We start from the raw sequence: 12,021 nt of genomic DNA, 5'->3' as shown, positions 1-12,021 counted from the left end.
CGATTAACGTCGCACGGCGGGTTCGGGAGGAGGCCGCTGGGAAAAGGAGCAGCTCACGAGCTGACACCTCGCCCGGCGGCCCACCTCACACTCGATCTCGGCGCCGCCGATGTCTGAACGCCGTTCCACCCCCGCCACGGTCACCGTCCTGACCGTCCTTCCGATCGCCCTCCTCCTCGCCCTCACCGCGTGGGCGCTCCCTCACCGCGTCGGGCCGCCGCTCCTCACCCCACCCGCCGCGGCCACCGCCACCGCGTCCCCCTGAGCCCGGCTTGATTCCCGCGCAGGAAGTCGATCCCGTCGACTTCCTGCGTTCCTCTCACCGCCCCGCCGTCTCCGTCCGCACCCACTCCAGGTACGCGGCGCTGCCCGCCACCACCGGTACGGCGACGACCTCGGGGGTGTCGTAATCGTGCCGATCGCCGATGAACTCCACCAGTGCGGAAGCCAGTTCGGCGCGTGTCTTGAGGTCGATCCGCCACTCCGCCGCGTCCTGGACCTCACCGTCCCACCAGTACACGGACCGGATCGGGTACACCTGCGCGCAGGCCGCGAGCCGTGCCCGCACCACGTCCGCCGCCAGCGCCCGGGCCTTCGCCTCCTCGTCGTGTGTCGTCGTCATCACGAGAAGGTCGCTGTTGTTCGTCGTCATGCCGAAAGCCTAGGCGTGGCGGTAACCTACTCACTTACCCAGCGGGGGACACGCCCAAGCCGTCCTGAAGTCGCCATTTCTGACACGCACCTGACGATACGTCAGCCTTGTGCGTTCGAGGGAGTACCTATGTCCCGGAGCCGCAAGCTCCACCGCCTCAGCAACCCCGACACCGCCGAGCGCTGCGCGCAGCGGATGCTGTTCCGGCACCTCCGTGACGACACCAACGCCAACCGCGGCCGGATGGCACGGCGGGTGCGCGAACTCCAGTTGCTGCTGGAGATGGACCCGATCGAGTTCGAGCGGCTGATAGCCCGGCTGATGGAGTCGATGGGCATGAAGGTCGAGCTGACCGCCCGGTCGAAGGACGGCGGGGTGGACGTCCGCGGCATCGACAGCGACCCGTTCCGCGGCGGGAACGTGATCGTGCAGGTCAAGCGCTACCGGGACACGGTGACGCCGTCGGTCGTGCGGGACCTCTACGGCACGCTCCAGCACGACCGCGCGGCCACCAAGGCCGTGCTGGTCACCACCAGCAAGTTCGGCCCCAGCTCGCACCAGTTCGTCTCCGGCAAGCCGATCACGCTGATCAACGGCTCGGAGCTGGTCGGCCTGCTCAAGCACCACGGCTTCCACGAGATGTTCGCGCCCGCCTACGCGAGCGCCGCCGCCGCGGACGAGTCGGCCGACGGCGCCCCCGCGATCGAGGTGGCCGCCGAGCCCTCCCGCCTCCTGCTGCACTGGACCGGGGAGGAGGAGTACGACATCGCCGCGCTGGTCTGCCGGGGCAACCGCGCGCTCTCCGACGACCACCTCGTCTTCTACAACAACACCTCCACGCCGGACGGTTCGGTCCGGCTCGTCACCGGCTACGACGACGCCAACGCCTGTCTGATGGTCGACTTCGACGCGCTGCCCGCCGAGGCCGACCGGCTCGTCGTGATCGCCGCCGCCGACACCGAGAACCACCCCGCGGCCACCATGGCCGGGTTCGCCGGCCCGGCGCTGATCCTCGAAGCGGGCGCCGACCAGGACGCGGCCGTCGTCCACCTCGCCGACGGTGCGGAGTCCAACATCGCGATGCGCCTCGGCCGCTTCGACCGGGACGAGGCCGGGGACTGGGACTTCACCCCCGCCCTCGCCGGGTACCCGGGCGGGCTGCGCCAGGCGGTCGTCGCCTACGGCCTGGAGGTCGCGGACGCCGAGGAAGCCGAGGAGCCGGCGCCGGTCGTGTGACGGGCGCCGGCGCGGCGGGCGGAGGCGTCACCGGGCCGGGGCAGCAGCGGGGGTGGTCCACCCCCAGGGGCGGGTGGACCACCTCCGCACGGCACGGGGGGTGGTCCGGCGGCCTGCCGCCGCCGGATTGCCGGACCCCCGACGTAGGCTCCGGCCATGCCGAAAGCACTGGAGGACAAGGTCGCCCTGGTCGCCGGCGCGACCAGGGGCGCGGGCCGGGGGATCGCCGTCGAACTGGGCGCCCAGGGCGCGACCGTCTACGTGACCGGGCGCAGCACCGAGGGGAAGCGTTCGGAGTACGACCGGCCGGAGACCATCGAGGAGACCGCCGGCCTGGTCACGGCCGCGGGCGGCACGGGCATCCCCGTGGTCTGCGACCACCTGGAGCCGGCGCAGGTCGAGGCGCTGGTGAAGCGGATCGACACCGAGCAGGGCGGCCGGCTGGACGTCCTGGTCAACGACATCTGGGGCGGAGAACTGCTCTTCGAGTGGGAGAGCACGGTCTGGGAGCACGACCTCGACAAGGGCCTGCGGCTGCTCCGCCTCGCCGTCGACACCCACGCGATCACCAGTCATCACGCGCTGCCGCTGCTGCTGCGCACGCCCGGCGGACTGGTGGTCGAGATGACCGACGGCACGGCCGAGTACAACGCGGACCGCTACCGGGTGTCGTTCTTCTACGACATCGCCAAGTCCGCGGTGCTGCGGATGGCGTTCGCGCTCGGCCACGAACTCGGTCCGCGCGGCGCGACCGCGGTGGCGCTCACCCCCGGCTGGATGCGGTCCGAGATGATGCTCGACACCTGCGGCGTCACCGAGGACAACTGGCGCGACGCCACCGGGCGCATCCCGCACTTCGCCATCTCCGAGTCGACGTCGTACGTCGGCCGCGCGGTCGCGGCGCTGGCCGCCGACCCCGAAGTGGCCCGCTGGAACGGGCAGTCGCTCAGCAGCGGCCGGCTGGCGCGGGTCTACGGCTTCACCGACCTCGACGGCAGCCGGCCCGACGCCTGGCGGTACATGGTGGAGGTCCAGGACCCGGGTCTCCCGGCCGACACCACCGGCTACCGGTAGGGCCGCGGGGGGAACGTCCGTGCACGGCCGGGGCGTTGGACGGGCATGGTGGTGACCGTTCTGATGGTTCTCGTGACGCTGCTGATCGGGCTCGTCGTCCTGGTGTCCGTCCGCCGTGCGCGGTGGAACGGCGGACGGGCCGGGCGCGCTGCCGGGCCTGAGCGGTCCGGCGGCGGCGTCGGGCTGGGGATGACGGCGTTCGAGGAGCTGCACGCGCTGTTCAGCGCGGGCAAGCGTGTGCAGGTCGAGCAGCGTCAGGCCCGGCTCGCCCTGCGCGACGACGACCGTGCCGGCGCCCAGCCCCACACGGGCGTCGACCTGGAGGCGGGCACCGTGGTCATCCGACGGGAGCAGGAGCAGGAGCGGGAGCGCTAGCGGGAGGGGGAGCGCTGGCGGGATCGGCGTCGACGTGCGTGCCTACGGGGCGTCCCACGGCGTGGGGCCGGGCGGCGTCACCAGGCCGCCTCGCGGTAGTCCTTGAGGAAGACGCCCGAGGCCGGGGAGCCGGCCTCGCCGCGGACGATCGGGTCGTAGACGCGGGCGGCGCCGTCGACGATGTCGAGCGGGGTGCGGAAACCGGCGGTGGCGAGCCGGGTCTTCTTGGGGGCCGGGTTCTCGTCGGTGATCCAGCCGGTGTCGACGGCGCACATGTGCACGCCCCGGGCGGCGAGTTCCTCGGCGCTGGTGCGGGTGAGCATGTTGAGCGCGGCCTTGGCCATGTTGGTGTGCGGGTGGCCGCCGGTCTTGTTGAGGACGGCGAACCGGCCCTCCACGGCCGTGACGTTGACGATGTAGCGGCGCGGCCACGGGGAGGCGAGCAGCAGCGGTAGCAGCCGGTCGCAGAGCAGTGCCGGGGCGAGCGCGTTCACCAGCTGGGTCTCCAGCAGCTCGGCCGGGTCGAGTGAACCGAGCCGGGCAGACCAGGAGTTGGCGGGCGCGAGGTCCGGCAGCAGGCCGGCCTCGTCGGCCTGCCGCGGCAGCACGGCGGGGACGGCCGACGCGTCGGGGAGGGCGAGTCCGGTGGTCGGCCAGGCCGGGGCCAGGGCGGGCATCGGCCGGAACCCGGGGGCGTGCACCACGGCACCGGCCTCGGCCGTGGGCAGCGCGGACCGCTCGCCGGCGGCCAGCAGGGCGTACGACTCGGGCGGGCGCCGCAGGGTCTGCGCGGCGTTGTTGACCAGGATGTCCAACGGGCTTCCGTCGGAGCGCAGTTGCTCGGTGAGGCCGAGGATCTGGCGCGGGTCGCGCAGGTCGATGCCGACCACGGTGAGCCGGTCCCACCAGGCCCGGCTGCCCTCCGCCGCCCGGAAGCGCCGCACGGTGTCGTGCGGGAACCGGCTGGTGACGACCAGCTCGGCGCCGTCGCGCAGCATCATCAGCGCCAGCTGGAAGCCGATCTTCACCCGGCCGCCGGTCAGCAGCGCACGGCGGCCGTGCAGATCGGTGGTGAGGGTGCGGCGGGCGGCGTTGTCGGCGGCGCAGGAGCGGCAGAGCATGTGGTAGAAGGCGTCCACCTCGCGGTAGGGCTGCTTGCAGACGTAGCAGCGGCGCCCGCCCCGGAGTTCGCCGACGGGCCCGGCGGTGGGCGCGGGGGTGAGGGGCGCGTCCTCGCGGCGGTCGCGCGCGCCGGTGGCGGTGGTGGCGAGCAGCTCGGCGTCGGCGGCGCGGTCCACGGTGCGCCGGTCCTGGCGGCGGCGCTTGCGGCTCTCGCGGACGAAGGACTCCAACTGGCGCTCGGCGTGCTGCCTGGTCCGGTGGCCGACGGGCAGCGCGCGCAGGCGGCCGAGGGTGCGGCTGAACGCGGCGAGTTCCTCGGGGGAGACCTCTTCGGTCGTCGTGCCGTCCTCGCTCCGGACCGCCATGTCCGCCCCCCTCGTGCGCCCCACCGAAGTGGTCCCGGCCGGATTCGAACCGGCGTACTCCGTGATGCGGTCACGGTGCGCCTGCCTCTGCGCTACGGGACCCGGTCCTGCCCGGGAGGCCGGATTCGAACCGGCGTATCCGCCGTGAGAGGGCGGCGCGCCTGCCTCTGCGCGACACCCGGGCAGTGGGAGGACTGTAACGGGAGGTCCGGTGAACGCACGATCGAATATCCACCTGGGAGAGCGGCGGGGGAGGGGTGAGAGGGCCGGCCCGGACGTGCCGGTGCCGGCGGTCCCCACCCGTGGGAGGGGGCCGCCGGCACCGGCGGGCGCGTCGGACCGGTGTCCGCTCAGCCGCCGTACTGGGCGAAGATCTTCGCGAACTCGTACGGCTGCTGCGGGATGTTGGTGCACTTGAACAGGCCGCCGGTGCACGCGTTGGCGTCCCGGGTGGCGTCCCAGAAGGCCAGCATGCCGAGCCGGTGCTGCCGCGCGAAGGCGACCAACTGCTGGGCGTCCGCCTGGTTGTAGATCTGGTGGTCGTCGTTCTCGCCGATCATCGGCGTGACCCCGACCGTGGCCCACAGCTGTGCGTCGGTCTTCGCCGGGTGGAGCACCTTGAGCTGGTCGTGGAGCGACTGCGCGGCCTGCACGGCGGCGTCGCCGTAGTCGGCTCCGGCGCGGTAGTAGTCCATCGCCATGATGTTGACGACGTCGACGTCCACGCCGGCGTCCCGGGCCGAGCGGACTATGGCGACGCCCTCGGAGGTCAGGCCCTCGGGCAGCACCGGCAGGGTGAAGGAGACCTTGAGGCCGGGGTGGGCCTTCTGCAGCCGGGCGAGCGCGGCGGACCGGCGCTCGTTGGCGGCGGTGTCGGCGATCGCGGCGCCCTCGATGTCGAAGTCGACGTAGCGCAGGCCGTAGGCCTTCACCACGGCGTCGTACTCGGCGAACAGCGAGTTCACCGTGGTGCAGGCGGCGGCGAGTTCGCTGCCGCTGGCGCCGCCGAAGGAGAGCTTGACGTCGCCGCCGGCCGCGCGCAGGGCGTCGATCTGGTCCTTGGCCCACCCGGTGCGCGGGTCGTAGGCGTTGAACCAGCTGGCCTTGCAGCCGACGCCGGTGACGAAGCCCATGGTGAAGGACTTCAGGTTGCCGGCCTCGGCCATCGCGGACAGCGACGGCGTGGGCCAGGCGCCCATGTCGATGTACGGGGCGACCGGGAGCGCGACGCCGGGTGCCGGGGTGGTGGGGCCGGTGGGGTTCGGCGTGGTGGGCGGAGTGCTGGTCGGCGGCGCGGTGGTGGGCGTGGTGGGCGGCGGGGTGCTCGGGGTGCCGCCGGGGCCGGAGAGCACGACGTCGTCGGCCTGGTAAGCGCCCTGCCCGTACCAGCCGTGCAGGTAGACGGTGACGCTGGTGGTGGCCGGCCCGGTGGTGAAGGTGGTGTCGAGCTGCTGCCAGCCGGTTCCGCCGGGGGTCCAGACGGCCGGGTCGGTGACCCCGCTGCCGGTCGCGCCGAGGTACACGTACTGGCCCTGGACCCACGCGCTCAGGGTGTACTTGGTGTTGGGCTGCACCGCGACGTTCTGGCCGCACTGCGCGGTGTCGCTGCTGCCGGCGGCGCCCCGGAGCGCGTACGAGCCGCCGTGCGCACCGGAGCCGACGATGCCGCCGGTGGTGCCGGAACAGCTCCACGGGCCGAGTGCGCCGCTCTCGAACCCGGCGTTGCCGAGCAGGTTGCCGCCGGCCGCGCCGGCGTTCCCGGCGATGGCGGCGAGGCCGCCGGCCGCGAGGGCGACGGCGGCGGCGAGGCCGAGGAGCTTGGTGCGGGTGGCCGGCCGGCGGTGCCGGGCGGGGGCGTCGTGGGGCGCGCGTGGCATGGGGGTGCCTCTCGGGGACGGGGCCGCCGCCCGTCGCGCGAGGGGGGAGGTGGCGCGGCGGGCGGCGGTGGACGGGGTGGTCCGGTGGGGGAGTTGCGCGGTGCTGTGCATCAACCTGGACTAGACCTCCTGGGCACGTCAAGAACTCTCGGTGCAGCAAAGGCAGGTCGCAGTCCGGCTTACGTGGACCTTAAGGTTCCGGCATGACCGGAGAGATGACGAAGGATCTGCGCATCGGTTTCCTCGGGGACTCGTTCACCCAGGGGGTCGGTGACCCGGAGTTCCGCGGCTGGGTGGGCCGGGTGATGGCGGCGACCTGGGCCGACGCCGTCGGGGGCGCGGTGGGCGCGGGGAGGGGTGGGGGCGCCGCCTCCGCCGACGTGACCGTGTTCAACCTGGGCGTGCGGCGGAACACCTCGGCCGACGTGCTGGCCCGCTGCTGGAGCGAGACGGGGGTGCGCGCGCTGCCGGGCGCGGACAACCGCCTGGTGGTGTCGGTGGGTGCCAACGACACCACGATCGAGGACGGCCGCCCCCGGGTGGAGTCGGAGCAGTGCCTGCTGAACGTCGCCGAACTGCTGGACGGCGCCCGCGAACGCGGGTTCGCGGTGCTGGTGGTGGGGCCGCCGCCGGTGGCGGACGGGGGTGCGGAGCGTCTGACCCGGCAGCTGCGGCTGGCCGACGGGATCGCCGGGGTCTGCGCCGCCCGCGGGGTGCCGTTCGTCGACGTGACGCGGGCGCTGGCCGAGGACCCGCTGTGGGTGGGGGAGGCTCTCGGCGGGGACGGCGCGCACCCCGGCGCGGGCGGGTACGGGCGGCTCGCGGAGCTGGTGCTCGCCGGCGGGTTCCGCGAGTGGCTGGTGGACGGCCGGGTGCGACACGCCGCCGCGGCCGGGCGGGCTTGACCTAGAGCGCACTCCAAGGGAGAGGCTGTTCACCGGTGATCCTCCCGGGAGCCCGGTCCCGGCCGGAGAGCCCGGGCCGGGCCACCGGCCGTCGAACCACCCGCCGTTGATCCACGAAGGAGAACCGTCATGCGCAACGCCACGCTCGGCAGCGAGGGCCCCGAGGTCGGAGTGATCGGCCTCGGATGCATGGGGATGACCTGGGCCTACAACCCGCAGAGCCGGGACGACGAGACCTCGGTGAGGGTGATCCGGCAGGCGCTGGACCTCGGTGTCACGCTGATCGACACCGCCGACATCTACGGCCCGTACAGCAACGAGGAGGTGGTCGGCGCCGCCCTGGCCGGCCCCCACCGGGAGCGCGCGGTGCTGGCGACCAAGGTGGGCCTGGTGCCGGGCACCGGCACCGAGCGGGTGGTCCGCAACGGCCGGCCCGAGCACGTCCGCCGGGCGATCGACGAGAGCCTGCGCAGGCTCGGCACCGACCACGTCGACCTGTACCAGCTGCACCGGGTGGACCCGGAGGTGCCGATCGAGGAGACCTGGGGCGCGCTGGCCGAGGCGGTCGACGCCGGCAAGGCCCGCCGGATCGGCCTCTCCGAGGTGGGCGTCGAGGAGATCAAGCGGGCCCAGGCGGTGCACCCGGTGGCGTCCGTGCAGTCCGAGCTGTCGCTCTGGACCCGCGACGCGCTGGCCGAGGTGCTGCCGTACACCGAGGCGGAGGGCATCGCCTTCCTGCCGTTCTCGCCGCTCGGCCGGGGCTTCCTGACCGGCAGCATCTCGTCCTTCGACGAGCTGCCGGCGGACGACTTCCGCCGCTCGCTGCCGCGCTTCCAGCAGGACGCGCTGAAGGCGAACCTCGCGCTGGTGGAGAAGGTCAGGGCGGTCGCGGAGCGGCTCGGTGCGACGCCCGCGCAGGTGGCGCTGGCGTGGGTGCTGGCGCAGGGCCGGTACGTGCTGCCGATCCCGGGCACCAAGACGCCGCGCTACCTGGCCGACAACGCGGGGGCGGCCGACCTGGCGCTCTCGGCGGCCGACCTCGCCGAGCTGGACGCGCTGCCGGCGCCGACCGGCGGGCGGTACTGAACCACCCCCCTGTGACGGCCCGGGCCGGCGCGCCGGGCGCCCCGCCGGCGGCGCTCAGCGCTCCCGGACCCAGACCATCTTCCGGCCGGTCTCGCCCGGCGCCCGCAGGGCGGCGTCGGCGATCCGGTCGAGGCGGTAGCCGAGCCTGCGCGGCACGGCGGCGCTGGCGGTGTTGGCCTCGTCGCAGTGGATCTCGACCCGCTCGATGCCGGGCAGGGCCAGCGCCGCCCCGGTGACCGCCCGGGCGGCCGCGGTGGCGATGCCGCGGCCGAGGTGGTCGGCGCTCAGCCAGTAGCCGAGCTCCAGCGCGCCCGGGCCGATCCGCCCGTGCAGGCCGAACGAGCCGATCACCCGGCCGGGCTCGGCGTCGAGGCCGACCAGGTAGATGAAGTCGGTGCCGGCGTCCCAGGCGGCGGAGCCGGCCTCGGCGAGTTCGGCGGTCTGGGCGGTGGTGGGCGCCTCGGCGGCCCACTCCAGCCAGGGCCGCAGGTGGTCCAGGTTGGCCCGGACGGCGGCGTTGAGCGCGGGTGCGTGGGCGGGGGAGCGGCGCTGCAGGGTGATCCCGCCGGCCGGCCGCAGGAGTTCCGGCGGCCGGCCGGGGGTGGCCGCTTCGGGGGTGACCGCTCCGGGGGTGGCCGCTCCGCGGGCGGTGCGCGGCGTCCCGGGCCTGGGCACGTCCCCGCACGGTTGTGGCATGACGTGGCTCATGACAGCGATTATGTCGACGTCCTGTACCTGTCACCACCGGCCGTCGCGGGGCGGCGGCACCCTCCGGGGGCGCGTCAGAGGTGTACCAGCACCTCGTCGAGCTCCTTGCGCTGCAGATCCGGCACGCGCGCCCCCTCGGCCGGGTAGCCGACCGGGATCACGTACGCCGCCCGCTCCTCCAGCGGCCGTTCGCACACCTCGTTGAGGAACTTCATCGGGCTCGGGGTGTGGGTGAGGGTGGCCAGGCCCGCCTGGTGCAGCGAGGCGAGCAGCAGGCCGACCGCGATCCCCACCGACTCCTTGGTGTAGTACGGGCGCGGCGAGTTGGGGCCCTTGTGCACCTCGAAGACGACGATCACGGCCGGCGCGTCCTCCAGGAACGGCTTCTGCCAGTCGGTGCCGATCGGCGCCAGCGCGGCCAGCCACTCCGCGGAGGCCCGGTGCGCGTAGAACTCGCGCTCCTCCGCCTCGGCGGCCTCGCGCAGCCGCCGCTTGCGCTCCGGATCGGTGATCACCACGAACCGCCACGGCTGGACGTGCGCGCCGCTCGGCGCGGTGTTGGCGGTACGGATCGCCCACTCGACCACGCCGTCCGGGATCGGACGGGTCGAGTAGTCGCGGACGGTCCGGCGCTGCGCCATCACGTCGTGGAAGGACCTGCTCCGTGCCTCGGCCTCGTGGGCGGGCACCGTCATCGGGCGGAGCGGGACGCTCGGGTACGGCGTCCCGGCTGCCACAGTGCTGTCAACCATGGCCGACAGCACAGCACATGACGACCGGCCGGGGAAGGGGTCAGGTCCAGACCACTTCTCCGGCCGGTCGCGGGTCGGGCCGGCGGGCCCGGCGGCTCAGCTCTCCTGCACCCGGCCGCCGGCGACCTCGATCCGCCGGTTCACCGAGACGGTGTCCAGCATCCGCCGGTCGTGGGTGACCAGCAGCAGCGTGCCGGTGTACGAGGCCAGCGCCGACTCCAGCTGCTCGATGGCGGGCAGGTCCAGGTGGTTGGTGGGCTCGTCCAGCACCAGCAGGTTCACCCCGCGCGCCTGGAGCAGCGCCAGCGCCGCGCGGGTCCGCTCGCCGGGGGAGAGGGTGCCGGCCGGGCGCAGCACGTGCGCCGCCTTCAGACCGAACTTGGCGAGCAGGGTGCGCACCTCCTCCGGCGACAACTCCGGTACGGCGGCGGCGAACGCGTCGGACAGCGGCTCGCCGCCCAGGAACAGCCCGCGCGCCTGGTCGACCTCGCCGACGACCACGCCGGAGCCCAGCACGGCGCTGCCGGAGTCGAGTTCGAGCCGGCCGAGCAGCGCGGCCAGCAGCGTGGACTTGCCCGCGCCGTTGGCGCCGGTGATGGCGACCTTGTCGGCCCAGTCGATCTGCAGGTCCACCGGGCCGAAGGCGAAGTCCCCGCGCCGGGCGGTCGCCCCGCGCAGGGTGGCGACCACCGAACCGGAGCGCGGCGCGGTGGCGATCTCCATCCGCAGCTCCCACTCCTTGCGCGGCTCCTCGACGACGTCCAGCCGCTCGATCATGCGCTGGGTCTGCCGCGCCTTGGAGGCCTGCTTCTCGGTGGACTCGGTCCGCATCGCACGGCCGATCTTGTCGTTGTCGGAGGACTTGCGGCGGGCGTTGCGCACGCCGTGCTCCATCCAGCCGCGCTGCATCCGGGCCCGGGCCTCCAGGCCGGCCTTGGTGTCGGCGTACTCCTCGTACTCGTCGCGGGCGTGCCGGCGGGCCGTCGCACGCTCCTCCAGGTACGCGTCGTAGCCGCCGCCGTACAGGTTGACCTGCTGCTGGTGCAGGTCCAGCTCCAGCACCTTGGTGACGGTGCGGGCCAGGAACTCGCGGTCGTGGCTGATCAGCACGGTGCCCGCGCGCCGGCCCTTGACGAAGGACTCCAGCCGCTCCAGGCCGTCCAGGTCGAGGTCGTTGGTGGGCTCGTCGAGCAGGAAGACGTCGTAGCGGGAGAGCAGCAGCGAGGCGAGGCCGGCCCGGGCGGCCTGGCCGCCCGAGAGCGCGGTCATCGGCAGGTCGAGGGAGACCTTCAGGCCGAGCGAGTCGGCGACCTCCTCGGCCCGCTCCTCCAGGTCGGCGCCGCCCAGCTCCAGCCAGCGGTCCAGGCTCACCGCGTAGGCGTCGTCGGCGCCGGCCACGCCGTCCACCAGGCCCTGGGTGGCCTCGTCGAGCTCGGCCTGCGCGGCGGCGACCCCGGTCCGGCGGGCCAGGAAGTCGCGGACCGACTCGCCCGGGCGGCGCTCCGGCTCCTGCGGCAGGTGGCCGATGTTGGCGGAGGCCGGGCTGAGGCGCAGCGAGCCGCCCTCGGGGGTGTCCAGGCCCGCCAGCAGGCGGAGCAGGGTCGACTTCCCGGCCCCGTTGACGCCGACCAGGCCGATCACGTCGCCGGGGGCGACGACCAGGTCCAGGCCGGAGAAGAGGGTGCGCTCGCCGTGGCCGGCGGCGAGGTCCTTGACGACGAGTGTGGCGCTCATGATGGACCCGATTCTAGGCGGGTCGCGGGGGCCGGCGCGGGCGGGACGGGGGAGCCGCCGGCCCGGGGACGTCCGGACGCCCGCACCGGCGCCCGGCGAACTGCCGCCCGGGGACCGCGGGAACGCCGCCGGGGC

Annotated in this window: 12 protein-coding genes and 2 tRNA genes; 6 read left to right on the top strand and 8 right to left on the bottom strand. The window is 74.1% G+C overall.

The window, feature by feature from the left end; genetic code table 11:
* Positions 1 to 109: 109 nt before the first annotated feature.
* Positions 110 to 265, top strand: coding sequence for a hypothetical protein (locus tag AC067J_RS42200; RefSeq protein WP_478308150.1), 156 nt, complete (start codon positions 110 to 112; stop codon positions 263 to 265).
* 54 nt (positions 266 to 319) lie between these two features.
* Here the strand turns inward: AC067J_RS42200 and cutA are convergent, their stop codons facing one another.
* Positions 320 to 652, bottom strand: coding sequence for a divalent-cation tolerance protein CutA (gene cutA / locus AC067J_RS42195; RefSeq protein WP_478308149.1), 333 nt, complete (start codon positions 650 to 652; stop codon positions 320 to 322).
* A gap of 129 nt (positions 653 to 781) precedes the next feature.
* On the opposite strand from cutA, the gene AC067J_RS42190 reads away from it, so the two are divergent.
* From AC067J_RS42190 to AC067J_RS42180, 3 genes are all read left to right on the top strand, one after another.
* Positions 782 to 1,888, top strand: coding sequence for a restriction endonuclease (locus AC067J_RS42190; RefSeq protein ID WP_478308148.1), 1,107 nt, complete (start codon positions 782 to 784; stop codon positions 1,886 to 1,888).
* A 156-nt stretch (positions 1,889 to 2,044) separates the two neighbouring features.
* On the top strand, positions 2,045 to 2,962 hold the full coding sequence (locus AC067J_RS42185; RefSeq protein WP_478308147.1) for an SDR family oxidoreductase: 918 nt from the start codon (positions 2,045 to 2,047) through the stop codon (positions 2,960 to 2,962).
* A gap of 63 nt (positions 2,963 to 3,025) precedes the next feature.
* Complete coding sequence (locus tag AC067J_RS42180; RefSeq protein WP_478308146.1) at positions 3,026 to 3,337, top strand: DUF6191 domain-containing protein; 312 nt, start codon at positions 3,026 to 3,028, stop codon at positions 3,335 to 3,337.
* A gap of 77 nt (positions 3,338 to 3,414) precedes the next feature.
* Here the strand turns inward: AC067J_RS42180 and AC067J_RS42175 are convergent, their stop codons facing one another.
* The 4 genes from AC067J_RS42175 to AC067J_RS42160 form a co-directional block, all read right to left on the bottom strand.
* Positions 3,415 to 4,824, bottom strand: a complete 1,410-nt coding sequence (locus AC067J_RS42175; RefSeq protein ID WP_478308144.1) for an SDR family oxidoreductase — start codon at positions 4,822 to 4,824, stop codon at positions 3,415 to 3,417.
* Between the two features lie 29 nt (positions 4,825 to 4,853).
* A tRNA-Ala gene (locus tag AC067J_RS42170) sits at positions 4,854 to 4,926 on the bottom strand.
* Between the two features lie 8 nt (positions 4,927 to 4,934).
* Positions 4,935 to 5,006 (bottom strand) — tRNA-Glu (locus AC067J_RS42165).
* A 168-nt stretch (positions 5,007 to 5,174) separates the two neighbouring features.
* Positions 5,175 to 6,701, bottom strand: coding sequence for a carbohydrate binding domain-containing protein (locus AC067J_RS42160; protein ID WP_478308143.1), 1,527 nt, complete (start codon positions 6,699 to 6,701; stop codon positions 5,175 to 5,177).
* A 203-nt stretch (positions 6,702 to 6,904) separates the two neighbouring features.
* Between AC067J_RS42160 and AC067J_RS42155 the strand changes: the two genes are divergently transcribed.
* Complete coding sequence (locus tag AC067J_RS42155) at positions 6,905 to 7,606, top strand: GDSL-type esterase/lipase family protein (protein ID WP_478308141.1); 702 nt, start codon at positions 6,905 to 6,907, stop codon at positions 7,604 to 7,606.
* 129 nt (positions 7,607 to 7,735) lie between these two features.
* A complete protein-coding gene (locus tag AC067J_RS42150) occupies positions 7,736 to 8,692 on the top strand; it encodes an aldo/keto reductase (protein ID WP_478308140.1) in 957 nt (318 codons plus the stop codon).
* Between the two features lie 54 nt (positions 8,693 to 8,746).
* On the opposite strand, the gene AC067J_RS42145 is transcribed toward AC067J_RS42150, so the two are convergent.
* From AC067J_RS42145 to AC067J_RS42135, 3 genes are all read right to left on the bottom strand, one after another.
* Positions 8,747 to 9,400, bottom strand: coding sequence for a GNAT family N-acetyltransferase (locus AC067J_RS42145; RefSeq protein ID WP_478308139.1), 654 nt, complete (start codon positions 9,398 to 9,400; stop codon positions 8,747 to 8,749).
* Between the two features lie 74 nt (positions 9,401 to 9,474).
* A complete protein-coding gene (locus AC067J_RS42140; RefSeq protein ID WP_478308138.1) occupies positions 9,475 to 10,152 on the bottom strand; it encodes a nitroreductase family protein in 678 nt (225 codons plus the stop codon).
* Positions 10,153 to 10,248: 96 nt separating this feature from the next.
* Positions 10,249 to 11,886: an ABC-F family ATP-binding cassette domain-containing protein gene (locus AC067J_RS42135; RefSeq protein WP_478308137.1), complete on the bottom strand. Its 1,638-nt coding sequence runs from the start codon at positions 11,884 to 11,886 to the stop codon at positions 10,249 to 10,251.
* Between the last annotated feature and the right edge of the window lie 135 nt (positions 11,887 to 12,021).

The organism is Kitasatospora sp. NPDC042419, from assembly GCF_056437345.1.
Note: the sequence above shows the minus strand (reverse complement) of the source record. Positions and strands in the feature narration are given on the sequence as shown.

What these genes read in the sequence shown, in the direction of transcription:
- AC067J_RS42190 (WP_478308148.1), top strand. Translation starts at nt 782, where the DNA reads ATGTCCCGGAGCCGCAAGCTCCACCGCCTCAGCAACCCCGACACCGCC.
- AC067J_RS42200 (WP_478308150.1), top strand. Translation starts at nt 110, where the DNA reads ATGTCTGAACGCCGTTCCACCCCCGCCACGGTCACCGTCCTGACCGTC.
- cutA (WP_478308149.1), bottom strand. Translation starts at nt 652, where the DNA reads ATGACGACGAACAACAGCGACCTTCTCGTGATGACGACGACACACGAC.
- AC067J_RS42185 (WP_478308147.1), top strand. Translation starts at nt 2,045, where the DNA reads ATGCCGAAAGCACTGGAGGACAAGGTCGCCCTGGTCGCCGGCGCGACC.
- AC067J_RS42140 (WP_478308138.1), bottom strand. Translation starts at nt 10,152, where the DNA reads ATGGTTGACAGCACTGTGGCAGCCGGGACGCCGTACCCGAGCGTCCCG.
- AC067J_RS42150 (WP_478308140.1), top strand. Translation starts at nt 7,736, where the DNA reads ATGCGCAACGCCACGCTCGGCAGCGAGGGCCCCGAGGTCGGAGTGATC.
- AC067J_RS42175 (WP_478308144.1), bottom strand. Translation starts at nt 4,824, where the DNA reads ATGGCGGTCCGGAGCGAGGACGGCACGACGACCGAAGAGGTCTCCCCC.
- AC067J_RS42135 (WP_478308137.1), bottom strand. Translation starts at nt 11,886, where the DNA reads ATGAGCGCCACACTCGTCGTCAAGGACCTCGCCGCCGGCCACGGCGAG.
- AC067J_RS42145 (WP_478308139.1), bottom strand. Translation starts at nt 9,400, where the DNA reads ATGAGCCACGTCATGCCACAACCGTGCGGGGACGTGCCCAGGCCCGGG.
- AC067J_RS42180 (WP_478308146.1), top strand. Translation starts at nt 3,026, where the DNA reads ATGGTTCTCGTGACGCTGCTGATCGGGCTCGTCGTCCTGGTGTCCGTC.
- AC067J_RS42160 (WP_478308143.1), bottom strand. Translation starts at nt 6,701, where the DNA reads ATGCCACGCGCGCCCCACGACGCCCCCGCCCGGCACCGCCGGCCGGCC.
- AC067J_RS42155 (WP_478308141.1), top strand. Translation starts at nt 6,905, where the DNA reads ATGACCGGAGAGATGACGAAGGATCTGCGCATCGGTTTCCTCGGGGAC.